A 24010-nucleotide genomic window follows, 5' to 3' on the forward strand; every position below is an offset into this window, starting at 1 on the left:
TTAATCATGATTGTTCTTTTTTTGTCTATTTTCACAAAAAAATTTTACTAAAATACGGAAAATAAAAAGGAATATATTTTTAGTTATAAAAAGGGAACGTTTGTTCTATAATAGAGTAAAGGGGGGAACAATATGAAAAAGCATCATTTTTTACGGGCAATGGAGCAAAATCTTGTTGTTGAAATGATTTATCTTTCAGACCGTAATGAGATCAGTCATAGAAAAATAAAAATTCTCCAACTGAATGAGTACTCTATGGTCGCTTATTGCTACCTGAGAAAAACCCGCCGGACGTTTTCGTACAGAAATATTCTCTCTTCAGTTCCTCTGCACGACACGAGGGAGAGAGTGGTGTGATTTTTTTAAAGTATTATTATCTCGATTTTCAACAATCAATTTTCAGAGAAATGGTCCAGACAATAATATTCATGGTAGTGGGGACAAAACTCTTGAAAAACGAGGCAGTACTTATAAGTAGTAAGAGGTAAGCGGAACGGAAGGCAGCGGCTCCAGCAGGATATGAAGGCAAGCTAAGACTTTAAACGACTACACCCTGAAAATTCTCAATCCCCCGTCCCTGCGGAAAACGTCCACCTTAAGCGAAGTGAACCAGTCAGCGAGCCTGAGACATTTTTGGCCCAGGCTCTTATTTATAGAGCATTTTTAAAAATAAAAAACACGCTCAATTAAATGAGCGTGATAACATTAGCCATTATGGTATTTATACATCCACAGAACGCCTGATTTCATAAGTCGGGCAATTCTTCCGGTGATTGTGCGGTCGCCAAGGTAGGCGAAGCCATGTTTTTTGCCAAGAGAGCCCATAAACCCTTTTAAACTGATTTTTGGCATTTGAGCAGGAAGCTGTTCCCCTTTCCATCGCATGAGCAGGACTTTGACAATCTGCTCTGCCTGCTCCTCAGCAAGCTGTGCGCTTGGTGCGAAAGGAAGGCTTGCACAATCGCCAACTACATAAACATTTTTATCCTCAGGGAGATTATGATATTGAGTCAGTACTATTCTGTTGGAAGCATCTTTTTCAGTCGGAATGCTGCGAACAACTTCGACAGGCTGAATACCCGCTGTCCATACACAAACATCAACAGGGATGGTTTCTTCGTGATTAAAAAGCTTATTTGGTTCCACTTTTGTTATATTGGAGTTGCTGACAATTTCTACATTATTGGCATCAAACCATTTTTGAACATAATTGCTTAATCGAACAGGGAAAGCAGGGAGAATGCGTTCGCCCCGATCAAAAAGCTTAATAGAGAGATCGCTTCTGCTTTCTCTTAATTCACTTGCAAGTTCGATTCCGCTTAGTCCTGCGCCGACTACTCCCACTACTGAACCGGAAGGAAGATTCGACAGCTTTTCATAGGTGGCCCTTGCCTTGGAAATCGATTGTATACTGTGAGTATATTCGTCTGCTCCAGGTACGTTATGGTATTTATCCTCGCATCCTAGCCCGATGACTAAATCATCGTATTTCACAAAAGAACCATCTTCTAATAGAACATGCCTTTTTTTTGTATCTATTTTCGTTACATTGCCGTATTTTATATTGAGCCTTTCATGTTCAGGAAAAGATACACGGACTTCCTGATCGGAAATCGTTCCGGAGGCCAAGGCATAATATTCAGTTTTTAAACAGTGATAAGGCGTACGATCAATTAAGGTGATTTCCACATCATTGGGTAATTGGTTAGGCAGTAAACGCAGCAGTACTCTCATATTGCCATATCCGCCGCCAAGCAAAACTAACTGTTTCATAGTAACCCTCTCTTTGCATTCAGCATTTGTCAGCGTAAGCACTTTCAATATGATGCTTATTCGCTTAATTAACATGTACATAACGTTTGTATTTATAAAAAAAGTATAGCGGAATAAGGTCGATTGTACAATAATAATAAGAGAATTCCTTCACAAACTTTGTAAAGAGTATTCCTCGGGGCTGCAATTCAAATGATTGACGGTTTAATTGAAAAAAGGTAGCATGAATAGGTAGTGTGAGGTGAGACAATGAAACCAATTATAGAATTTTGCATAAGCAACTTAGCAAGCGGCTCACAGGAGGCCCTAGAAGAATTAGAACGGGATCCAAACCTGGATGTTATAGAATACGGCTGTCTCGGTTACTGCGGAAAATGTGCAGCATCCCATTTTGCCCTGGTAAATGGAGACGTTGTTGAAGCGGATACACCAAAAGCGCTTGTTGAAGAAATTTATGTGTATTTAGAAGAAAATCCTATGTTTTAATAAATATGCGTCCTGATGTTAAAAGGGGCTGGGACAAAAATCAAAAAAGTTTAAAAAATGAGGATATATTTATTTGTAATAGTAGGTGAGCGGAGCGGAAGGTGGCGACTCCTGCAGGACATGACAGCAAGATGAGACCTCGCAAGGCAAAGCCTGAGGAGGGCTCAGCGCCGTCCCTGCGGAAAGCGTCCGCCTGAAGCGAAGTGAACCGGTCGTAGAGCTTGAGACACCTGTGTCCCAGGCTCTTTTTTTCATGAGGTAAAAGGAGAAACACTTTTACTGTTTTTTTCTGCCCGATACGCCTGCCAGCGCTCTTTAGCAAGCTTGACGATTCTTGGTTCAGTGGCTGAGTTCTGCTGTTCAATCAATTTAGAGAATAGCGTGGTCGCTTCCTGCTCTTCATTTAATTGAAGAGAAAGATCAGCAGCCAGGTAAAGGAGACGTTCACTAGACATTCTCGTGCCTGTATAATCCCCAATTGAATAGGATTCCTTATAGGAATGGAGTGCGAGGCGCTGAAATCTTTTTTGCTGGTCATTGCTTTGAATGGTTGAATAAAGCCACGAGAGCCGCAAATACAGACCTGCGAGTATGACCTGCTTTTCTTTTTTTAACAGTGCGCAAAAAATGGCAAGCTTATAAGCTCCAATCGCCTGACTATGCTGCCGGACACCCGAAAAGTCCTGCGGCTTCCAATTGCTGTTGAGGGCTTGCTGAATTCTTTGTTTAGCATTTGAAGGGAAATAAGGAGAGAAATCTTCTGTAAAGGAGAAGCCGCAGTCAAAGCAGACGTGGACGTGGTACAGGTTTGGATCCAGTTCTGGATTTTGGTAAATCGGACGCAGATCGCTTTGATGCCCTTCTGTTTTTAAAAATCGGGACCGGATTTTAGAAGATGAGAATGGGTGATTACACAGGGGACATGTGAATGATTTCGTATAGATTGGAGATATTTCCATTTTTACACCGCCTTCATTAAGTAGTACTATATACTTGTTATTTTATCACTTAATGGGTCTAAAGGTATGTTGTTTATAAAAAATTTTAAAAAACAAGCAGGAAGAAAAAAACCAAATGGTTGAGACAAATGGATAAAAAAGCTATACTACGTATACGAAGGAATTTACGGAGGTGCTACGATGGAACAAGTAATCAAAATGTCCGAAGCTGCAGCGCTTCAGGTGAAGGATATGATGAAAGAAGCCGAAGAAGAAAATGCCTTTCTTCGAGTAGCGGTTAAAGGCGGAGGCTGCAGTGGTCTTTCCTATGGCATGGGCTTTGAGCATGAAGTGGATGCGGAAGATCAAGAAGAGCTGCATCATGGCATTCGTGTGCTGGTGAAAACAGAAGATGCAGATATTCTAAGAGGAACTGAAATTGACTATAAACAATCTTTAATGGGCGGCGGATTTACGATTGAAAATCCAAACGCCATCGCTTCCTGCGGATGTGGATCGTCGTTTACAACCGCTACAAAAAAAGGAACACCTGAAAATTGCTGATATATTCGAAAATCCTTTGACGAATTTAATTTGTTGAAGGATTTTTTTAAAATATATACCTTGTAAAACAAGATACTAAAAGCTATACTATTTATATATCTTGCATTACAAGGTATATAATGATGATAACTCTTGTATAACAAGGTAAAGGGAGCTGAATGAATGGCTGATCAGACACAAATGCTGAAAGGGATTTTAGATGGCTGTCTCTTAGCTATCATAAAAGAAGGAGAAATATACGGATATGAACTGGCTGCTAAGCTTGAATCATATGGATTTACTTCATTCAGTGAAGGAACGATTTATCCATTATTGCTCCGAATGCAAAAAGAAAAGCTTGTTGCTGCCACACTAAGGAAATCCACTGCTGGTCCAAAGAGGAAATATTACTCATTAACTGAGAAAGGGGAGCAAGAGCTTGTGCTATTTCAAGAGAGGTGGAATCAGTTAAGCAAAACAGTAAACAATGTTTTAAAAAAAGGGGAGATGTGAGTGGGAATGCTGTCAAAACAATCAGAAAAATTTATTTTAGAGCTCCGAATGTATTTAATTTCAAAAGGCAAGAAGGATCAGGAGATTGACGAAATCACAGAAGAACTTGAAATTCATTTGATGAGAGCAGAGGAGCAGGGAAAGGATATCGTTCACATAGTCGGCAAAAGCCCTAGAAAGTACATGAAAAGTCTTTCAAGCGAAATGAAAACAGATCGAAAACAGATGGCCTTACTGATTCCAATGATGATTCTGCTGATTGCAGCTTACTTCAGCTTTGGTCCTGCCATTGAAGGGACGTTTGCTCTATCCCCTACTATCCTGTGGTTTGCTTTAGGCGGAGCTGCTATTGGCGTTCTTGTCTACGGATTAGTAATTTTCAGAGTTCTGCCTTCATTATATAAGTCTTTTTGGGGCATGATGTTGATTTTCGGTGCAAATATTTTTGTGACCGGCATATTCGTGGTGCTGTTATTATGGATGAAAAGTCACTCAGCCCAGCCTTTCTTTGTTGCAACCCCGTTCCAAAATACGATCATTATTGCAATTTGCCTTGCCTTGTTTATCGCATCCGCCATCTATACGAAAACATGGATCACGATCTTTGTTCCTGCTTTTATCGGTCTGCAGGCTGTTTCGTTTCGATATTTTTCGGATGAAATCAATAGCAATGCCAGTGTTTTTATAATCGGCATTATCATTCTCACGTTGATCGTAGGCTCTGGTATGGTTTTTCTTTATAAGAGAAAAATAAACATGCAAAATTGATTCACAAACCTGTCAGGATTTCCTTATAAACATCGAGGGTCCTGACGAGTTGTCCTCATAGGCACCAACAGGTAAAAACTGATCATGAATTGTTCCCGGGTTGCGAAAAAAAATGAAGTATGTTTTAATAAGAAAATAAACAAATCGTAATCATTACGATTAAAATAAAGGAGGAATTAGCTATGAAGAAAAATCAGCATCCTGATTATAAAAAAGTCGTGTTTCTAGATACAAACAGTGGATTTTCATTTTTAACCGGTTCTACAAAGAGTTCACAAGAGACAATCGAGTGGAAGGACGGAAATACGTATCCACTTTTAAAGGTGGAGGTAAGTTCAGATACGCATCCTTTTTATACAGGCAAGCAGAAGTTTGCGGATAAAGGCGGAAGAGTGGAACGGTTTAATAAAAAGTATAATAGAAAATAATTGTGAATATGGAGTCTGGGACTAAAGTGTCCCAGGCTTTTTTTGGTTGGCATCGTTTCAGGCGGTCGTTTGACGCTTTCCTAAGCGGAAGGCGGGTGCTTGAGCATGCCTTTAAGAAGAATATAAAAAACCAGAGCTGAAAATAATTCAGCTCTGGTTTTTATTTAGGAAATTACAATTTTTCTAGTGCAGGAACAATATCACTTTCATCACTGTTTTCAATTTCGATTGACATATTTTTTAATCCGTTTATCAAAAGAGATTCTACCAGGACAGTGGCGACATCTTCGCGTGTGATTGTGCCTTTTTTGTTAGCAAGACTTTTGCTTGCTGTTATTTTTCCTTTAGCAGGTTCGTCTTCGAGTCCAACAGGGCGGATGATGGTATAATCCAGCCCGCTCTGCTTTAAGTGCTCATCTGCGTTGTGCTTGGCCTGAAGGTAGTGATGAAATGTTTCGTTTTCTGATGCAACAGATGGGTCATCGGCTCCCACAGAGCTTAGCATAATGAAGCGTTCGATGCCTTTTTCTTTTGCATAATCGACCGCTTTTTTGGCTCCTTCTTCATCGACTGCGGTGGTTTTATCGGCTCCAGTATCAGGACCAGAACCTGCAGCAAAAATCACGGCGTTGACGTCTTCAAGAGCATAGTCAAATTCACTTTCAAGATCAGCGATAATTGGTCTCGCACCTAGCTCTTCCATTTTAGGCGCCTGTTCTGTTTTGCGGATCATGGCTTTTACTAAATGCTGCTCACTCTTCGCAAGCTTTTCCACTACCATCGAACCCGTAGTTCCGTTTGCTCCGATTACTAATACGTGCATAGGACATCACCTTTCAAATTAACTATATTTAGTTTATATTTACCCGTCAGGTGATGACCTAAACGCAGGATTATTCAAACATCGATGTACTGTGCATTGGCTGCACGCGGGCTTTTGGATCAATGGATGCTTTTGCGTTATTTACGGCCGTAGGCGCCTCTCCAAAGCCGGAGGCAATCAATTTTACTTTGCCGTCGTAGGTGCAAATATCACCGGCTGCGTAAATCCCCGGTACATTTGTTTCCATCCGTGAGTTAACCACAATGGAATTCTTCTCAATTTCAAGGCTCCAGTTTTTGATAGGACCTAGTGAAGAAATAAAACCGTAATTCACTAAAAGATCATCCAGATCTACTGTAATGGTTTCTTCTTCGCGCCCTTTTTGCAGCGTGAGAGATTTAATTTGATTTTCAAGCGTTTCAAAGCCCACAGGGGTGTATGGAGTCATAATATTCACGCTGGAATTCATCAGCTGTTCAACGCTGTGTTCGTGTGCACGGAATTTGTCTCTTCTGTGGACAAGCGTGACAGAGGCTGCAATCGGTTCAAGCATAAGAGCCCAATCTACTGCTGAATCGCCGCCGCCGCAAAGCACTACGTTGCGACCTGTGAATTCTTCCAGATTCGGAACAAAATAATGAAGGTTCTTGCCTTCAAACTCCGTTAATCCATCCAGATCGAGTTTTCTTGGCTGGAATGCACCATTTCCTGCTGTAATGATAATTGTACGGGTATGATGAATTTCATCGTTTGTTGTTAAAGTAAATGTACCATCTTCCAACTTTTCTACATTTACGACTTCCTGATTTAAGCAGACGGTTGTTTCGAAGCGGGACATTTGCTCTTCAAGATTATCGACGAGCTCTTGTGCACGTACTTTTGGAAACCCTGCAACATCGTAAATATATTTATCCGGATATAAAGTGGACAGCTGTCCGCCCAACTGAGGCAGGCTTTCGATTATTTTCACGCTGGCCTGGCGCATTCCGCCATAAAAAGCGGTGAAAAGTCCGACTGGACCTCCGCCAATCACGGTAATGTCGTAGATCTTTGTATCTTCTTTCATTCTTAATCCCTCCATATAAATGAAACCAGCCCTTTTACAAGGCGATTTCTTGCCTATAATAAACTATTACACCTTACGTATTTTATCATACTCTTTTTTTAAAGCCCACTTTACTGCTGAACTTTAAACAAATCAATACGATTGTGGAAGCAAGACTATCTAAGTATTCTGATTTCCATCATAAACCTTGAAAACTTGACAAAAAAGGGCTATGATTGGGTAAGATACTATGCAGATCATAGGAACACGAGAGACGTTTGCTATTTTCTTTCGTGAATGTTATCACAAACTATTTAAATATGGGCTTCGCGATGGCGCCTTAACCATCATCGCAATACAATGTAAAGGTGAAGTGATCCGAGTGAAGAGACCTACAGTAGTTGTCCTGGGTGCAGGATACGGAGGATTATCCGTTATTACTAAGCTTCAAAAAATGGTCAGTGCAGACAATGCAGATATTATTTTAATTAATAAAAATGATTACCATTATGAAACAACCTGGCTGCACGAAGCATCAGCAGGAACGATGCACCACGATAAAGTAAGATATGATATTGGCGGTGTATTGGATAAGGGTAAAGTAAACTTTATTAAAGCAAGCGTTGAAAACATTGATACTGCTGCACAAAAAGTCATTACCGACAAATCTGAAATTGCCTATGATTATTTAGTAGTAGGATTAGGATTTGAAGGCGAAACGTTTGGCATTCCAGGTTTAAAAGAGCATGCATTTTCGATTGCCAATATTAAAGCAGCACGTCAAATTCGCGAGCATATTGAATATCAATTTGCGACTTACAGCATGGAAGAAGTGAAGGATCCATCGCGTTTAACAATTGTCGTCGGCGGTGCCGGATTTACAGGAATTGAGTTCCTTGGCGAGCTTGGTGAACGTGTTCCTGAACTATGTGCTGAATACGATATTGATCCGCAAGCCGTTCGAATTTTATGTGTAGAAGCAGCACCAATGGTATTGCCTGGATTTGATAAAGAGCTTGTTGATTATGCTGTTTCTCATCTTGAAAGCAAAGGCATTGAGTTTTCGATTGGAACACCTGTGGTGGAAGCAACTCCTGAAGGCGTAAAAATCAAAAAAGATGAAGACCAGTTTGAAGAAATTAAATCGAATACAGTCGTATGGGCTGCCGGCGTAAGAGGAAATCCAATCATTGAAAAGGCCGGATTTGAAAATATGAGAGCACGTATTAAAGTAGATCCTGACCTTCGTGCGCCTGGCCACAATAATGTGTTTATCGTTGGGGACTGTGCACTGATGATCAACCCTGAAAATGACCGTCCATTCCCTCCTACAGCTCAAATTGCTATGCAGCAGGGAGCACATATCGCTCATAACATCACTGCCCTGCTTAAAGGAGAAGAGCTTGAGCCATTCGCTCCTGACCTAAAAGGAACAGTTTGTTCTTTAGGCGGTAACGAAGCAATTGGCGAAGTCTTTGGCAGAAAGATTACCGGCAAACGTGCAGCGATTATGAAAAAAGTGATCGACAACCGTGCCCTCCTAATTCTTGGCGGACCAGGACTTGTATTTAAAAAAGGAAAATTAAATATTTTATAATAGTGAGAGCTGCTTTCGCAGCTCTTTTTTATTATAGAAAATAGAAAGTGTGTGGTGCCGGCGCGTTTAAGGTATGATGCATTTCATAAGCTGGACCGGATGAATCAATCTATAACTTAGATGGGTGGAGATTATAATTATATGAAGAAAAAAAGGGAAAATGTCTGGCTGGCTGTTGCAGGGCTGGTTATGAATGAACAGGGTGAATGGCTGGTTGTTAAAAAGAAGTACGGCGGCCTGAAAGGAGTCTGGTCGCTGCCTGCAGGATTTGTAGAGGCTGGAGAAACCGTTGATCAGGCAGTTCAACGGGAAGTTTTAGAAGAAACTGGTGTGACTGCAGAAGTGGGGGAAGTGATAGGATTAAGAAGTGGAGTAATCGGGGCAGAAATCAGTGATAATATGATCATCTTTTCTCTTTTTTGCAGCAAGAAGATCCACCAGCTTCAAGCTCAGGAAGAGGAAATCACTGAAGTTCAATGGATATCGCCGGATCAGCTTGAGAGAGACCCTCAAGTCTCTAAAATGATTCCTGCGATGATTCAGCATCTGCGCTCCCAGGGCTTAAAAAGAAGCCCCCAGGTAAATCCAGGAGACCAGTTCAACTATACCTCATACAACCTCTTTTTAGGATGAGGGGATCACTAAATGTGAACAATTATTGAAATATCCTCACAGTTCTAAATTTTCTGATAATTAAAGGAAAACAGAGATAACCCCCATATGTATTCGCTTACATGAACTATTTTTGCCTTTTTTGGCGCTTTTCACTTTCTTAAGGGGCGTGCTATAGTTACTCTCAACCACATCAGAGAGGGGATGCTCCTTATGAATAAAATAAAACGAAATTCAAATAAATCATGTGAATATTGTTCAGGACAAGGCTACTTCCAGTTAAGATTAGGCGGATCGGAAACATGCCCGTCGTGTGGAGGGAATGGAAAAAAATAGAGCGTCATTCTCAACTATACACCTATCCCCGGACCTAATTAGGTTCCGGGTTTTTATTTGCAAAAGTTTAAACTATACAATGTTGAAAATCTACTCATTTAACCCCATTTACTTCCACAGGCGGGCTGCTGGCGTTTTGTGACAACTGAATGAATTATCCACAGGATTTATTGCACCTGCCCGTTAAATAAGGTAGACTGTTGAAGTGAATGTGGAGGTGTGTCGTTTGGGGACATTTGGAATCGCGCAATTATTAATTTCGATGCTTCTGTTTCTGGTGCTTTTTTTTGGCATCGGTTTTTTATTAAATATGCTGCTTCGCATGACCTGGATCATGGCTGTAATGTATCCGGTTATTACCATTTTAATTGTAGATGAAGTTCGCTTTATTCAATATTTCCGTGCTCCTGGTGAATCATTTACAGCATTGGGAAGCCGATTTTCTTCCTTAGCCTTAGCCGATATATTAATATTGTCTGCAGGTATGGCAGGTGCCATTATCGCAGGATTGGTAATGCGGTGGCTTCGTGCTAACGGTTATCGAATGTTTTAAAGCTCCCCCAAATGGCGGAGTTTTTTATTTGCTTAAAATCAACAATATTTTACACTTCTCCTCTATTATTTACCTATAAATCTAATACATATGGGACAATCTTCATGAAAAGAGGATTACTAACCATCTATTTGGGTAAATACTAGTTTGAAAGGAGTGATAGCAGATTGACGAAATCTAATCATTTTGCCTCGCACTTGGCAGCTATTTTTGCTGTAGCTATGATTGTCCTCTTTGTTCCTTCCAGTACGAAAGCTGAGATGACAGAGTCGTATACTATCGAGCATCCTGATGAAAAGATGCAAAGTGTAGACGTTCTGACGACCTTGCTGCTTGAGGACCGGGATCTTATGCTTCAAGCTAAAACGATGGCTGAAAATGAATATACACATAATTATATAGCCGCGCGATTACTTTCAAGTGATCCTTCAGCCGTGCCTGATCATATTAAAAGTTATCCTACAAAGGCGGTTACCGCTACAGGTTACACAGCAGGAGAGGAGTCGACTGGAAAAAATCCGGGCGATGACCTATATGGAATTACGTTTTCCGGTGTTGAGGTAGTAAGAGACACGTATTCTACTATTGCTGCAGATCCAGACATTTTTCCAATCGGTTCAATTTTATTTATACCGGGCTATGGATACGGAGTAGTGGCTGATACGGGCAGCGCAATTAAAGGAAACATTATTGATTTGTACTACGATACTGTAGATGAAGTATTTAATGAATGGGGCAAACAGCAAGTGAAGGTTTATGTAATTAAGGAAGGCGAAGGCACTTTCACTGAAGAAGAACTTCTTGCTTTAAACGAACCAAAATAAAAACGAAGCACAGCGCAGGCTGTGCTTCGTTTTTATTAAGAAGTGAAAATTTCAGGCAGTGATATGGATCTATACTGGTGAGGATGAAGCAGGCGTCCAAGCTTCCAGATTCCTTCAATTAAACGGGGAGAAGGCCGGCAGTAAAGGTCTTCCTCTAGAATATGTATCCTGTTTTCTTTAACTGCTTCCAGCTCTTTCCATTGAGGCCTTTTTAGAATGAGCTCCGGTTTTATTTTTTCTTTTCTAACACCGACCCATGCCAGACAAATATGATCAGGCTTTCGATCAAACACATCCTGCCAGTCGGTTTGAACGCTGGCAAGCTCTATATCTTTAAACACATTTACTCCGCCGGCTAATACACTAACTTCTGTCAGCCAATTCACAGCGCCTGGTGTAAAGACCGGTTTAGGCCACCATTCCCAGTATAAAGAAGGTCTATGTTTAACAGAATCGGATGCATTTCTAAATTCGTTCAGTAGGGCAAAATATTGTGCATGCACCATTTCCGCCCTTTCTTCGCACTGAGCGGCTTTTCCCAATGTCAGCAGATCCTGCCCGATCTCTTCCAGACTTTGAGGGTTTAAAACGATATAAGACAGCTTTCTTTTTTCCAGCTCCTCAATGTTTTTTTCCATACCGGGCACACTTAGTGAAGCAACAATTAGATCAGGTTCCAAACCTTCCAAGCGGTCTATGTCTATTGATAAATCAGGTCCAAGTCTTGGCAAGTGTTCGATACTATCGGGCCAGTCAGAAAAGTCATCCACACCAATCAATGATGATGCTAACCCAAGATAATGCAAAAGTTCAGTATTGCTGGGACATAGTGATGCAATTCTCATATCTGATTCACCTGCCATTTCATAAACGTTATAGAGTCAATAAATAGTGGATCAGCAATGTAAGAAGGATCCCGGTTAATCCTCCAAAAAAAACTTCCACCGGCTTGTGACCTAAAAGCTCTTTAAGCTCTTTTCTTTTTTCTTCTTCATCCTTTTCCGTCCACCCTTTTGCCTCGGAAACAAATTTGTTAAAGTCTTTCAGAAGCTGGTTAATGACTGCGGCCTGTTCGCCTGCCTGAAAACGCACACCTGTAGCATCAAACATAGTGATGATCGCAAAAACCGTTGCCAATGCAAATACCGGAGATGAAAGTCCGGATTCAAGTGCTATAGCTGTTGCGAGAGCGGTTACTGCAGCTGAGTGAGAGCTGGGCATGCCGCCAGTTGAGGTTACGAGGGACCAGTCCACTTTTCTAGTGGCAATGAATTGAATCGGTACTTTTACAACCTGAGCAAATAATATGGCAAACAGTGATGCCCAAAGCGGAAAATTCGTAAATAGTTCCATGAAATGACTGCACCCTCTCTACTGCAAATACTCAATCTGTTTGGGCTATTATAACATATTTTAAATGGAGGTTCGTGCATGCGCCATCCGTAAATCGAAATCGTATGCATTTTTAGGTATAATAAAAAGTGGAGGTGTTTTGAAATGAAATGGTCCGTACATAATGAAAACCCGCTTCAGTCTTCACACGATTATTTAGTGGTAGGGTTATGGAACAAATCGTCACAATTTGAAGGTATTCTTGAAGAGCTGAACCAGGAGCTAAATGGAGAATTAACCGCGCTGGTTAAGGAAGGAGATCTTTCAACAAAAGCCAAAACGATTACAAAATTGCCGACGCTCGGAAAAAGCAGTGCAAAACGCATTATTTTTGTAGGGCTTGGAAAGCAGAAAGAGCTGACGATTGACGATTTGCGTGAGAGCTTCGGTGCGCTGGGAAAAGTGTTGAAAAACAGCAGGGTCTCAAGCGTATCTGTTGCCATTGACAGCTTTCTGTCTGAAGTAATCGAACCATCTGATGCAGGACAGGCTTTAACAGAGGGCATTACATTGTCCAGCTATGAATTTGAAGGGTACCGGAAAAAACCGAACTTGCCGGATGTAACGCTGGAAACTCTCTCTGTCTGGACTGAGACAGACGAACAGGAAATGACGGCAGCCCTGGAAGTAGGGTTTGTACTGGCGGAAGGAACGAACTCAGCCCGCACATTGGTTAATATGCCTGCGAATATGCTGACGGCTTCCAAAATGGCAGACTATGCAGTTGAATTAGCTGAGAAGTATGGCTTTGAAAGTGAGATTCTTGGCAAAGAAGAAATGGAATCAATGGGTATGGGCGCTTTGCTTGCAGTAAACCAGGGATCTGCCGAACCGCCTAGAATGATCGTGCTGAAGCATAAAGGAAGAGACGAATGGACAGATGTTTTGGGCCTTGTCGGAAAAGGCATTACATTTGATACGGGAGGCTATTCCATTAAGCCGAAAGATGGCATTGTCGGGATGAAGGCAGATATGGGAGGAGCAGCAGCTGTTCTTGGCGCAATGGAAGTCATTGGACGTCTTCAGCCAGAGCAAAATGTCGTTGCAGTGATTCCGGCTACAGACAATATGGTCAGTTCAAAGGCCTTTAAACCTGATGACGTTATTACTTCTTTAAGCGGTAAAACCATTGAAATTTTAAATACAGACGCTGAAGGACGTCTTGCTCTTGCAGATGGAGTAACCTACGCAAAGCAGCACGGCGCAAACTATATTGTAGACGTTGCTACACTGACAGGCGGTGTCATCGTAGCACTCGGACTGGATAAGACGGGCGCACTTACGAACAATGAAGAATTGTTTGAGCAGGTGCTTGAAGCATCAGCTGAAGCAGGCGAATTTATCTGGCAGCTGCCGTATACGGAAGGCGATAAAAATCGTGTTCGCAAATCACCTGTAGCAGATCTTAATAACTCGCCGGGCAGAGACGGCCACGCTCTTTTTGCCGGGGCATTTATTGGAGAATTTGCAGAGAGTACACCGTGGGTTCACCTTGATATTGCAGGTACGGCAACGACAAAATCTGCTCATCACCTTGGACCAGCCGGCGCAACGGGAGCCATGACGCGTACACTGGCTCTTCTAATCGAGCAATTTTCTCTTAAGCATAAATAAAATTTTGAATGAAAAAGGCTCCCGATGTGGAGCCTTTTTCACATTACCGCACAAAAGGGGCCTGGCCCCTTTTGTGCGGTAATGTGAAGAAACATTCCGACTTTTTGCCCTTTCGTTGACACAGGGGAAGGGGTTTGATAATGTATGGGAGGGTTTAACACGTTACTTGTTTAGTATACTAAAGAGTTAATTTATAGATCGAGAGGCTGATTGTTTTGAATGCTGTTATTATTGCTGTTTTAATTATGCTTGTTTTGAGTCTGCTCAGAATTAATGTCGTGATTGCGCTGGTTATTGGAGGCGCAGCAGGTGGTTTGATCGGGGGTCTTACGATTGACGAGCTTGTCAAGGTATTTTCTGAAGGTGCGGGTGCCGGTGCAAATATTGCTTTAAGTTATGCTTTGCTGGGCGGCTTTGCAGTGGCGATTTCGTATACGGGACTGCCAAAGCTCATGGTTGATAAAATTGTAAAAGCAGTCAGCAGGAAAGAAGATTCGAGAAGACAGGCGCTTCCGAAGGTCCTGATTGTCCTTGCCATTTTATTTATATCTTGTTTATCTCAAAATGCAGTTCCAGTCCATATTGCCTTTATCCCTCTTTTAATTCCGCCGCTTTTATTGGTGATGAATGAACTTGAATTGGATCGAAGACTCATTGCAACGGTGATTACTTTCGGCTTAACGGCTCCTTATATTTTGCTGCCGTACGGATTTGGACAAATTTTTCATAACACGATTGCAGAAAATATGGAACTAAGCGGACTTGCAATTGATGCTTCAACCATCCCCCAAGCGATGCTTATTCCGACCCTAGGAATGGTGATCGGATTAGTGATTGCCGTTTTTGTGACTTACCGAAAACCGAGGCAATATGAAGAAAAGGTTATTAGCTCAACTGACCATGTGGGTGAAACAGCAATCAGCACAAAGGACCTGACAGTAACGGTTCTTGCGATTGTAGCTGCACTGGCTGTACAGACCATTATTGAATCGATGGTGTTTGCAGCAGTTGTGGGGCTGGCGGTTTTGTTTATTTTCGGAACCGTAAAGATGAAGGATCAGGATCGTTTGATGACCGATGGCATGAAAATGATGGCCTTTATTGGTTTTGTCATGATTGCCTCAAATGGATTTGCTGCCATTTTAACAGAGACAGGTGATGTTGAAACTCTCGTAAATGGTGCTTCCGATATTATTGGAGACAGCCGTTCGCTCGCAGCGATTTTAATGCTGTTGATCGGACTTGTGGTGACAATGGGAATTGGATCGTCTTTTGCAACGATTCCTATTATCGCGGTAATATTCGTACCTTTAGCGGTGCAGCTTGGATTTAGCCCGCTTGCTACGATTGTATTAATCGGGACAGCGGGTGCACTGGGCGACGCGGGTTCACCTGCTTCGGATAGCACGCTTGGCCCAACGGCAGGATTGAATGCTGATGGTCAGCATAACCATATCTGGGATACATGTGTCCCAACTTTTATTCATTATAATATACCACTCATTATTTTTGGCTGGATCGCAGCACTGGTCCTATAGGATAGGCAGATTCCTCAATTCAAGCGTTTGCCCAGCCTCTTCTTTCTTTTTGCACATATTTATATAAGGAAGAAGAAGGAGGGAGAAGAATGCCGAATTATCCTATTTACAACTATAATCGTTCAGGTTATGGGGGCAGCCGTTTTATTGGAGCACCATTTTTTGTGGCTCCATTTTTAGGAGGCTTGCTTGGCGGGGCCCTTGGCGGTGCACTTGTACGCCCTCGCCCACTTTATTATCCTCCATATCCGCCTCCATTTTATCAACCTGGTTTTCAACCGGGATATCCGCCTGGAGGCTATGGACCGGGACCATATAATCCTTACTACCGGTAGTAGACTTTCAATTATATTGTGACCCTGAGCGCGAACTATGCGCCGGGGTTTTTTGTTTTGTTCTTGATTTTTCTTATTTTACTGGGCAAGATGAAAGAGACAAAGAGTAGGGGGAGAGGAAGCCAATGGATCACAATGAAAAGGGAACACTATTAGAAGCATTAGGAATTGAAATCATTTCAATTGAAAAAGGCGAAGTTGTGGCAACGATGCCGGTAGACGAGAGAACCAGACAGCCGTTTGGATTTCTTCATGGCGGTGCTTCTGTTGCGTTGGCAGAAACCGTGGCAAGCTATGGTTCAGTGGCTTTAATTAATTTAGAAACGCATACTTGTTTCGGACTGGAAATCAACGCAAATCACATAAAGGCAAAAAAAGAAGGCATGGTGACAGCCAGAGCCAAAACAATTCACACGGGAAGAACGACGATGGTGTGGGAAGTTAAAATCGTGGATGAACAGGAACAATTGCTGTGTATCTCCAGATGTACCGTAGCGGTGGTTGAGAAAAAATAAGTTTAGAAACACTCTTTCGTGGAAACATAGAACTATCTTATCGAAGGGGTGAGGATTATGCCTTGGACAAAAAACGACTATCCGGATTCCTGGAAGAACTTAGACACTGAAGTCAGGAATAAAGCAATTGAAATTGGCAATGCTCTTTTGAAAGAAGAAAACTACGAGGAAAACAGAGTCATTGCAATTGCCACAGACCGTGCTGAAAAATCTGTGCAGGGATCGGATCAAGAACAGAAAGAGTATGAAATTACGACTCATAAAGACGGATGGCAGCTAAAGCAAAAAGGAAAAGACCGGGCAATTTTCGTGGAAAGCACAAAAAGTCAGCTCGAAGACAAAGCCAAGCCTTATGTATCGAAGCACAACGGAAAGCTGATTATTTATACGGGTGACGGCTCAGTGGAACAAACATTGTATGACCATTAAAAAGAAGGATTCCGCTATTGGCGGGATCCTTCTTTTTTTGATTTAAATTTTTCTTCTTTATCTGCAAGATCATCCTGAATGGATTTACTCCAAAGCTTGACGCCGCTGTTATATGCGGCTCTGGCGATTAAATGGCCTCCAACTGGTGCAGTAATCAGGACAAAGAAAATACCGAGAACTACACGGGAATTAAAGAGTCCTTCTTCTGTCCAAAAGAAGAGGAGAGTACCAATAAGAATACACATTACTCCGAGTGTAGCACTTTTAGAAGCGGCGTGTGTCCGGGAGTAGATATCAGGCAGCCTGATTAATCCAATCGCTGTCACAACACTGAAAAAAGCACCGACGAGGACAAAAAACATAATAAAGTAATCATTAATCTCGCTCACGTTGGATAATCTCCCCTTTCTCTAGATATTTTGAAAAGGCGACTGTTCCAATAAACGCTAAAATTCCCAATAGTAATATGACTTCCAGGAACACGCTGGTACGCATCAAAACGGAAACAAGTCCTATGACTGATATCAAACTGATTCCGAGTGAATCAAGCGCTATTACCCGGTCAGGAGTAGTAGGTCCTTTAATTACACGATACACGATGCCGATCATTGAAAAAGCAACGGCAATAAGAGAGATGGATACGACGATATTTAGCATTATCGGCTCACCTCCATAATCGCTCTCTCGAATCCTTCTTTAATGGATGAAACGGCGCTTTTTACGTCCGGTATGTTGAGTGCATGGATATAGAGCGTTTCATTATCATCAGAGATATCCATGACGAGTGTGCCGGGAGTCAATGTTATGAGCAGAGAGAGAAGTGTTATTTCCCAATCTTTTTTTAACGCCGTATCGTATTTAAAGATACCAGGTTTCATATCCAATTTAGGTTTCAATACAATGGCCAGAACCTCAAAGTTCGCTTTGATAAGTTCCCATATAAACATGAAGGTAAGCTTTATAATCGCGATTACCCGGAACATATAAAAACGTCCGCTCAAGAATCGTCTCATTCCAAAGACAACAATCATGCTGAGCAAAAAGCCAATAATGAAGCTTGAAGCTGAAAACGAACCTCCTAAAAACATCCACAGGAACGCCAGAAAGAAATTTAATAAAAGTTGAAATGCCATTTTACATTACTCCTTTAGCACGGCTTCTATATAGATTGCAGGGTTTATGAGCGGTTCGACAGCCTGTGTGATAAACGGTCTGACTGCTTCGGTTCCTACACCATAGGCGATGGCAATGACCATCAGTACAGCAGCAGGAATCCACAAACGTGAAGCAAGGTGCGCCTTTGCTCCTGTATATTCTTTTGGCGTTCCCCAAAAGCCATTGGTGAAGATTTTCATTGCGGAATACAAAACAATTAAACTCGATCCTAAAATAATTAGAGGTCCAATCATTTCTCCTGCATCAAATCCTCCGCGTACAATGAGAAGTTTTCCAATAAAACCGCTTAGTGGAGGGATTCCTGCAAGTGAGAGTGCTGCGACAAAGTATGTCCAGCCAATCCAAGGGTATTCTTTGATCATCCCGCCCATAGATTTCAAATGACTTGACCCTGCAATAGCCATCATAATCCCGATTAAAAGGAACAGCGCTGTTTTGATGATCATATCATGGAGCAGGTAGAAGACAGCTCCTTCAAGCCCATCTGGTGTCATAACCGCAACACCGTATAAAATGACGCCTACTGCAATAATGATGTTATAGATAATGATCATTTTAACATCTTTGTACGCCAGGGCTCCTATTGATCCTATGACGATTGTTAATAGTGCGAGGACACCTAAAATCAGATGTGTATACCCTGTATCGTGGTAGAAGAACAAGGTATAGGTTCGCATGATCGCGTATACGCCGACCTTAGTTAATAATGCCCCGAATAAAGCAAGCACCGGTATCGGCGGAGCGTGATAAGAACCGGGAAGCCAGAAATACAACGGAAAGATCGCGCCTTTAAGTCCAAATACAAGCAAAAAGAATATGGCGATAACCGTAATAATTCCCGGGTCATTTAATTCTGCTATTTTGACTGAGACATCAGCCATATTGAGTGTTCCGACTACTCCATACAAATAAGCAACAGCAGATACGAATAGAGCAGAAGATATGACATTAATCAGCACATATTTAACTGATTCTCGAAGCTGAGCTTTTTTTCCACCAAGAACAATTAACAAATAGGAGGAGATCAGGAACACTTCAAAAAATACAAACATATTAAAAATGTCACCTGTTGTAAATGCTCCATTTAACCCTACCATTAAGAACTGAACGGCAATGTAATAGAAGTAACGTTCGTATTCATCATCCAGATAGTAGATGGAATACCAAATTACGGTTAATGTTATAATGGCTGTAGTCAGGACCAGTAAGGCTGACAGCATATCTGAAACTAAAGGAATTCCAAATGGCGCCGGCCAGCTGCCTAAGTTTAATGTCTGGATGCCGTTTTGCCTGACTTCAGCAACCAGCACTAAAGCTGCGGCAATGGTTGCTATAGTTGCAATAATTGAAATGATTCGCTGCGCCTTAATGCGTTTCGGGAAAAACATTAAGATGACGCCAGTCAGCAGTGGAATTAAAATTGGAAGCAAAGGTAAATTAATCATGGCTTTCGGTACCTCTCATTTCTTCCATATTGTCTGTTCCCAGCTCCTGGTACGTTCTGTAAGCAAGCACCAGGAAGAAGGCAGTGACCCCGAAACTGATCACGATGGCTGTTAGAACAAGAGCCTGAGGCAGCGGATCTGTGTAGGATGTGACATTATCCGCTAAAACCGGTGCAGCTCCAGTCTTTAAACCGCTCATTGTAAGAAGCAGCAAGTGAGCACCGTGACTTAAAAGGCCTGTCCCTATTATAATTCTTAGTAAGCTTTTAGATAGCATGAGATAGACGGCACTGGCAAACAGAATTCCGACTACAATACACATTAGAAATTCCATTATTCACTCTCCCCTATCGTTTGAATAATGGTCATTGTTATGCCGATTACCACCATGTACACTCCTATATCGAATAAAACTGCTGTGTGAAGCGATGTTTCACCTAATAAAGGAAGATCAAAATAGTCATAAGCATGTGTGAAAAAAGGAACGTTGAATAACAATGAACCAGCTGCTGTCAAAACAGCAATTAATAATCCGGCTGCTGTCATGAGTTTATAATCAAACGGCAAAATTTTGTTCAGTGTTTTCGTATCATAAGCCAGCAGCAGCAGCACAAGCGCCGCTGCGGTCATCAATCCTCCGATAAATCCGCCGCCAGGTGTGTAATGGCCGGCAAAGAACAAATGAATGGAGAATAAGATGATGATAAACGAAATGACTTTCGTTACAGTTTGTAAAATCAAATCATTGGTCTTTTTCATTCATTTTCACTCCTTGCCGTGCGATACCGGACCATGGCATAGATGCCAAGGGCAGCAATCCCCAGTACGCTGATTTCAAACAGCGTATCAAAGCCCCGGAAATCCACCAGAATAACGTTTACCATATTTCCTCCTGCTGCAAGTTCATATACATTGTCTATATGATATTGAGAGATGGATTCATCCGTACGCTGACTGAAAGCAGACATGGCAATCAATGTCATTGTTGCCCCAACAAGCAAGGATAGAACCGCATTTCCAAAGCGGAATCGCATCCGTTCTTCTTTTCTGCTGATTTCAGGCAAGTGGTAAAAACAAAGCAGAAACAATGCAACCGTAACCGTCTCGATGACTAGCTGTGTCAGAGCCAAATCAGGCGCTCTGAATAGGACGAAAAACAGGGCAACCGAATATCCCACTACCCCTAAAGCCACAATGGATGTGAGCCGGGATTTTGCAAACAGGATCGTCACAGCTCCAGCTACCAGAACGAGCGCGAGGATGACTTCGTAGCTCTGGATTGCTGCAAGTCCGGATGTATCATAAACAAAACCTTCTTTAATAATGAGAGTTGACAAAAGAATCGCAACAAAGAATGAAAAGATATACACTAAATATGTTCTCATAAACCCTGTCATGACGCCGCTGGTTAAACGGTAGCCGCCTGACTCGCTTCGGGCTAGGCCGCGGTCATACAGACCGTTTAATGTCAGTCGTTCAGGAATGCGATTATACACGCCCTGCCATTTTGCGAGGGTAGAGTATAAAACAATTCCAAAAAGAATAATGCCAAGCGTCATAAATAATTCAGGCTGAAAACCATGCCAGAAATAAATATGAACATCTACTTCCTGTCCTGCGTCAACAAGACTTGGAAGGATCGCTTCGACAGCCGGTTTGATCATACTGTTGGAAAGCAGATTTGGGAAGAATCCGAACAGGACGACCATTGAGATAAGCACGAGCGGCGAAATGAGCATGCCAATCGGCGCTTCATGCGGTTTTTTCGGCAATTGATCAAACTGCGGTTTGCCAAGGAACGTTTTAAATACGAGCTTAATGCTGTAAACAAATGTAAAAACGCTCGCAATCCAGGCAATGACTGGGAATAATATGCCCCATGTACTTAAGTTAAAAAGATCAAGCTCCAGGACCGAAAGCATTCCAGTTAAGAACATTTCTTTGCTTAAGAACCCGTTAAATGGAGGAAGTCCTGCCATTGAAAAGGATCCGATAATTGCAATAGTAAAGGTAATCGGCATCAGATTGACCAGACCGCCAAGCTTTCTGATATCTCTGGTGCCTGTTTCGTGATCGACAATCCCCGCCATCATGAACAAGCTTCCTTTAAAGGTGGCATGATTGATTAAATGAAAGACTGCTGCGATTGTAGCAATCATGTAAATATTGTCATCCAGATAATCATAATGCAGGGCTGCTGCGCCTACGCCAAGAAGGGACATAATCAACCCCAGCTGACTGATCGTGGAATAGGCGAGAATGGCTTTCAGATCCGTTTGTTTAACGGCATTAAAGGAACCCCAGAACAAGGTGAATATCCCAAAACCGGCAACCAGCCACAGCCATAGTCCCGATTCAGCAAATACAGGACTCATTCGAGCTACAAGATAGATTCCCGCTTTTACCATCGTGGCAGAGTGAAGATACGCACTGACCGGCGTCGGGGCTTCCATTGCATCAGGCAGCCAGATATGAAACGGGAACTGTGCGGACTTAGTAAAAGCTCCAAGTAAAATTAAAATCAATGCGGGAATAAATAGCGGGTCAGTAATTAATACATCTGACAGACCAATTAATTCCTGAATGCTGAAGGTGCCGCCCATTAAATAGAGAAGAACAATTCCCCCCAGCATGGAAAGTCCGCCAAAGACAGTAATCAGCATGGACTTTTGAGCACCGTAGCGCGAACGTTCCCGGTCGTACCAATATCCAATTAAAAGAAAAGAGGAAATAGAGGTGAATTCCCAGAACATATACAGCACGATTAAGTTATCGGAAAGAACAACACCGAGCATGGCACCCATAAACATCAGAAGATAAACATAGAAATTGTGCAATGCTTCTTTTTCTTTTGCTAAGTAATAAATCGAATAAAGGACAACGAGTGCGCCAATTCCTGTGATCAGCATGGCAAATAACAAGCCAAGTCCATCTACATGGGCGATAAAATTAATTCCAAGTGAAGGAATCCACTCGACTGTTTTTGTCACAGATTCACCATCCCTGGTAACAGGAAGGTATTGAATAAAGTAAATAAAAAGCAATAGCGGAACGAGTAGAACAAACCATCCCGTATGAATGTTTTTCAAGCCTTTAAACAAAAAAGGGATGAAAACTGCCGCCAAAAAAGGCAGGACTATAGCTAGGTGAAGCAACGACAACGAAAATCCCTCCTTAATACATTCATCACATTAGATTTCCCCATATAACAAGAGGCTACACATGTAAATAAGGACTACATCAGTAAGCAGCGTTTATCTGCATACGCAGTCCTTTGTGATTTGATCAATTGTTTGTGTAAATAGAAGTATAACGTAAATATACATTCTGTGCATGCCTGAAAGTCTATGAAAGGCGGCGTTCAAATCCGCTTATATATATGAAGAAACAGATTAAAAATGAACATAATTTAATAAAATTGTCGAATTTCGCGGCAGGGTTTTCTCTTTTTAACAGGCGGGTAAATCAACTGATTTAATGTCATAAAAGGGCATGGGTTCTCAGAAAAACAAAATTTCCTTTTCATTCCTATCTCAAACGATTAATATGATAGAGAACGCTGTAAGTTAGATCCTAGGAGAGATTCATGAAAAATACCTACTTAACCGGCTATCTTCCGCTTTTCTCAATACTGATGTTCAGCTTAACCTTTTCCGTTTACGGGGTTGGAGTATGTGTGGACCTGTTTAAAGGAATCGGAATTTATGCGGGCATGCGCGAGTTCTTATCGGATATTCAACTTAAACTATTCATTTTGATCATGCTGATGATCCTGTTTTTTATGGTTTTTGCTGCACTAAAGTTAATTGCAGAAACGATCAATGAAGTTGCATTACTCTTTTTCTCGAGAGATCGGGAAGGGAAGGTGCTGCAGCTTGTCCGATCAGGCTCCATAATTTATTTTGCAGGCTCTTTGGCAAGCGTGGCGAGCCTGAAATCCTTTATTGGTCTGGTCAGCATTTTCCTGGTTACTTCATTTATCTATTTTGTTTATTTTGTTGTGAAAACGAGCACGACATTAACCACAGCTGGAACCATTGGTGTTATCTTATTTGAGGTGCTTATTTGGTCCGTGCTGGTTTCCAGTATTCTTTATGTAATTGTTAAACTTTACAACAGCCTTATGGCAAGCCTGCCGATCCTTGACCAGCTTTGAGTGGACAATTTGATTGTCTTCCATCATGGATAGAATTAAAAAGGGAGCTTGGGACAAAAGTGTCTCAAGCTCCCCGGTTCACTTCGCTTCAGGCGGACGCAGGGACGGCGCTGAGCCCTCCTCAGGCTTTGCCTTTCGGGTCTCAAGCAACCGTCATCTCCTGCATGAGTC

The 24010-nt window shown here is 41.9% G+C and carries 30 protein-coding genes; 17 read left to right on the plus strand and 13 right to left on the minus strand.

What is annotated here, in order from left to right; translation table 11 throughout:
• Positions 1–132 precede the first annotated feature (132 nt).
• Positions 133–357, plus strand: coding sequence for a transcriptional regulator (locus tag ACQCT8_RS17185; RefSeq protein ID WP_426873168.1), 225 nt, complete (start codon positions 133–135; stop codon positions 355–357).
• A gap of 348 nt (positions 358–705) precedes the next feature.
• Here the strand turns inward: ACQCT8_RS17185 and ACQCT8_RS17190 are convergent, their stop codons facing one another.
• Entirely contained in the window at positions 706–1773 is a 1068-nt protein-coding gene (locus ACQCT8_RS17190; RefSeq protein WP_426873170.1) for an NAD(P)/FAD-dependent oxidoreductase, read from the minus strand.
• Between the two features lie 249 nt (positions 1774–2022).
• Here ACQCT8_RS17190 and ACQCT8_RS17195 point away from each other — a divergent pair, with 249 nt between their 5' ends.
• Positions 2023–2259 carry a YuzB family protein gene (locus ACQCT8_RS17195; RefSeq protein WP_278240454.1) on the plus strand — a complete coding sequence of 79 codons (237 nt, stop codon included), beginning with the start codon at positions 2023–2025 and terminating at the stop codon, positions 2257–2259.
• 251 nt (positions 2260–2510) lie between these two features.
• Here ACQCT8_RS17195 and ACQCT8_RS17200 read toward each other — a convergent pair whose 3' ends face one another.
• Positions 2511–3218, minus strand: a complete 708-nt coding sequence (locus ACQCT8_RS17200) for a DUF2225 domain-containing protein (protein WP_426873172.1) — start codon at positions 3216–3218, stop codon at positions 2511–2513.
• Between the two features lie 180 nt (positions 3219–3398).
• Between ACQCT8_RS17200 and ACQCT8_RS17205 the strand changes: the two genes are divergently transcribed.
• The 4 genes from ACQCT8_RS17205 (at position 3399) to ACQCT8_RS17220 (ending at position 5449) form a co-directional block, all read left to right on the plus strand.
• Entirely contained in the window at positions 3399–3761 is a 363-nt protein-coding gene (locus tag ACQCT8_RS17205; protein ID WP_426873174.1) for a HesB/IscA family protein, read from the plus strand.
• Between the two features lie 162 nt (positions 3762–3923).
• Positions 3924–4253: a PadR family transcriptional regulator gene (locus tag ACQCT8_RS17210; protein ID WP_426873176.1), complete on the plus strand. Its 330-nt coding sequence runs from the start codon at positions 3924–3926 to the stop codon at positions 4251–4253.
• Positions 4254–5021, plus strand: coding sequence for a hypothetical protein (locus tag ACQCT8_RS17215; protein WP_426873178.1), 768 nt, complete (start codon positions 4254–4256; stop codon positions 5019–5021).
• A gap of 182 nt (positions 5022–5203) precedes the next feature.
• Positions 5204–5449: a type B 50S ribosomal protein L31 gene (locus ACQCT8_RS17220; protein WP_426873180.1), complete on the plus strand. Its 246-nt coding sequence runs from the start codon at positions 5204–5206 to the stop codon at positions 5447–5449.
• 172 nt (positions 5450–5621) lie between these two features.
• On the opposite strand, the gene ACQCT8_RS17225 is transcribed toward ACQCT8_RS17220, so the two are convergent.
• Positions 5622–6272 carry an SDR family oxidoreductase gene (locus tag ACQCT8_RS17225; RefSeq protein ID WP_426873182.1) on the minus strand — a complete coding sequence of 217 codons (651 nt, stop codon included), beginning with the start codon at positions 6270–6272 and terminating at the stop codon, positions 5622–5624.
• 70 nt (positions 6273–6342) lie between these two features.
• Positions 6343–7338 carry an NAD(P)/FAD-dependent oxidoreductase gene (locus ACQCT8_RS17230; protein WP_426873184.1) on the minus strand — a complete coding sequence of 332 codons (996 nt, stop codon included), beginning with the start codon at positions 7336–7338 and terminating at the stop codon, positions 6343–6345.
• A gap of 361 nt (positions 7339–7699) precedes the next feature.
• Between ACQCT8_RS17230 and ACQCT8_RS17235 the strand changes: the two genes are divergently transcribed.
• The 5 genes from ACQCT8_RS17235 to ACQCT8_RS17255 all read left to right on the plus strand — a co-directional run bounded on the left by ACQCT8_RS17235 (position 7700) and on the right by ACQCT8_RS17255 (position 11239).
• Positions 7700–8914 carry an NAD(P)/FAD-dependent oxidoreductase gene (locus tag ACQCT8_RS17235; RefSeq protein WP_426873254.1) on the plus strand — a complete coding sequence of 405 codons (1215 nt, stop codon included), beginning with the start codon at positions 7700–7702 and terminating at the stop codon, positions 8912–8914.
• Between the two features lie 141 nt (positions 8915–9055).
• Positions 9056–9547 (plus strand): NUDIX domain-containing protein, encoded by a 492-nt coding sequence (locus tag ACQCT8_RS17240; RefSeq protein ID WP_426873186.1) that lies wholly within the window; start codon positions 9056–9058, stop codon positions 9545–9547.
• A gap of 192 nt (positions 9548–9739) precedes the next feature.
• Positions 9740–9862, plus strand: coding sequence for a YuiA family protein (locus ACQCT8_RS17245; RefSeq protein ID WP_278240463.1), 123 nt, complete (start codon positions 9740–9742; stop codon positions 9860–9862).
• A gap of 226 nt (positions 9863–10088) precedes the next feature.
• Positions 10089–10415 carry a YuiB family protein gene (locus ACQCT8_RS17250; protein ID WP_426873188.1) on the plus strand — a complete coding sequence of 109 codons (327 nt, stop codon included), beginning with the start codon at positions 10089–10091 and terminating at the stop codon, positions 10413–10415.
• Between the two features lie 167 nt (positions 10416–10582).
• Entirely contained in the window at positions 10583–11239 is a 657-nt protein-coding gene (locus tag ACQCT8_RS17255; protein WP_426873190.1) for a 3D domain-containing protein, read from the plus strand.
• Positions 11240–11274: 35 nt separating this feature from the next.
• Here the strand turns inward: ACQCT8_RS17255 and ACQCT8_RS17260 are convergent, their stop codons facing one another.
• Together ACQCT8_RS17260 and ACQCT8_RS17265 are read right to left on the minus strand one after the other, a co-directional pair.
• A complete protein-coding gene (locus ACQCT8_RS17260; RefSeq protein WP_426873192.1) occupies positions 11275–12084 on the minus strand; it encodes a cobalamin-binding protein in 810 nt (269 codons plus the stop codon).
• Positions 12085–12112: 28 nt separating this feature from the next.
• Positions 12113–12592, minus strand: a complete 480-nt coding sequence (locus tag ACQCT8_RS17265) for a divergent PAP2 family protein (RefSeq protein WP_278240467.1) — start codon at positions 12590–12592, stop codon at positions 12113–12115.
• Positions 12593–12736: 144 nt separating this feature from the next.
• Here ACQCT8_RS17265 and ACQCT8_RS17270 point away from each other — a divergent pair, with 144 nt between their 5' ends.
• From ACQCT8_RS17270 to ACQCT8_RS17290, 5 genes are all read left to right on the plus strand, one after another.
• Complete coding sequence (locus ACQCT8_RS17270) at positions 12737–14245, plus strand: leucyl aminopeptidase (protein ID WP_426873194.1); 1509 nt, start codon at positions 12737–12739, stop codon at positions 14243–14245.
• A 215-nt stretch (positions 14246–14460) separates the two neighbouring features.
• A complete protein-coding gene (locus ACQCT8_RS17275) occupies positions 14461–15783 on the plus strand; it encodes a Na+/H+ antiporter family protein (protein WP_426873196.1) in 1323 nt (440 codons plus the stop codon).
• An 89-nt stretch (positions 15784–15872) separates the two neighbouring features.
• Positions 15873–16118 (plus strand): hypothetical protein, encoded by a 246-nt coding sequence (locus ACQCT8_RS17280; protein ID WP_426873198.1) that lies wholly within the window; start codon positions 15873–15875, stop codon positions 16116–16118.
• Positions 16119–16243: 125 nt separating this feature from the next.
• Positions 16244–16633 carry a hotdog fold thioesterase gene (locus ACQCT8_RS17285; protein WP_426873200.1) on the plus strand — a complete coding sequence of 130 codons (390 nt, stop codon included), beginning with the start codon at positions 16244–16246 and terminating at the stop codon, positions 16631–16633.
• Positions 16634–16690: 57 nt separating this feature from the next.
• The gene (locus tag ACQCT8_RS17290; protein WP_426873202.1) at positions 16691–17062 is read left to right on the plus strand and encodes a DUF2188 domain-containing protein; all 372 of its coding nucleotides are present in this window, start codon (positions 16691–16693) and stop codon (positions 17060–17062) included.
• A 14-nt stretch (positions 17063–17076) separates the two neighbouring features.
• Here ACQCT8_RS17290 and mnhG read toward each other — a convergent pair whose 3' ends face one another.
• The 7 genes from mnhG to ACQCT8_RS17325 are packed head-to-tail and all read right to left on the minus strand — an operon-like array spanning position 17077 to position 22844.
• Positions 17077–17451 (minus strand): monovalent cation/H(+) antiporter subunit G, encoded by a 375-nt coding sequence (mnhG, locus tag ACQCT8_RS17295; RefSeq protein WP_426873204.1) that lies wholly within the window; start codon positions 17449–17451, stop codon positions 17077–17079.
• A complete protein-coding gene (locus ACQCT8_RS17300; protein WP_426873206.1) occupies positions 17438–17719 on the minus strand; it encodes a Na(+)/H(+) antiporter subunit F1 in 282 nt (93 codons plus the stop codon). Before ACQCT8_RS17300 ends, mnhG begins: the two co-directional genes overlap by 14 nt.
• Entirely contained in the window at positions 17719–18195 is a 477-nt protein-coding gene (locus ACQCT8_RS17305) for a Na+/H+ antiporter subunit E (protein WP_426873208.1), read from the minus strand. Before ACQCT8_RS17305 ends, ACQCT8_RS17300 begins: the two co-directional genes overlap by 1 nt.
• A gap of 6 nt (positions 18196–18201) precedes the next feature.
• The gene (locus tag ACQCT8_RS17310) at positions 18202–19683 is read right to left on the minus strand and encodes a Na+/H+ antiporter subunit D (RefSeq protein ID WP_426873210.1); all 1482 of its coding nucleotides are present in this window, start codon (positions 19681–19683) and stop codon (positions 18202–18204) included.
• A complete protein-coding gene (locus ACQCT8_RS17315; RefSeq protein WP_426873212.1) occupies positions 19676–20017 on the minus strand; it encodes a Na(+)/H(+) antiporter subunit C in 342 nt (113 codons plus the stop codon). The genes ACQCT8_RS17310 and ACQCT8_RS17315 overlap by 8 nt, the downstream gene beginning before the upstream one ends.
• The gene (locus ACQCT8_RS17320) at positions 20017–20442 is read right to left on the minus strand and encodes a Na(+)/H(+) antiporter subunit B (protein ID WP_426873214.1); all 426 of its coding nucleotides are present in this window, start codon (positions 20440–20442) and stop codon (positions 20017–20019) included. The genes ACQCT8_RS17315 and ACQCT8_RS17320 overlap by 1 nt, the downstream gene beginning before the upstream one ends.
• Entirely contained in the window at positions 20439–22844 is a 2406-nt protein-coding gene (locus ACQCT8_RS17325; protein ID WP_426873216.1) for a Na+/H+ antiporter subunit A, read from the minus strand. The genes ACQCT8_RS17320 and ACQCT8_RS17325 overlap by 4 nt, the downstream gene beginning before the upstream one ends.
• A 425-nt stretch (positions 22845–23269) precedes the next feature.
• Here ACQCT8_RS17325 and ACQCT8_RS17330 point away from each other — a divergent pair, with 425 nt between their 5' ends.
• Positions 23270–23839: a DUF5366 family protein gene (locus tag ACQCT8_RS17330; protein WP_278240480.1), complete on the plus strand. Its 570-nt coding sequence runs from the start codon at positions 23270–23272 to the stop codon at positions 23837–23839.
• Positions 23840–24010: the final 171 nt, after the last annotated feature.

Origin of the sequence: Jeotgalibacillus proteolyticus, assembly GCF_050107735.1 — a bacterium.
GTDB classification, from domain to species: domain Bacteria; phylum Bacillota; class Bacilli; order Bacillales; family Jeotgalibacillaceae; genus Jeotgalibacillus; species Jeotgalibacillus proteolyticus_A.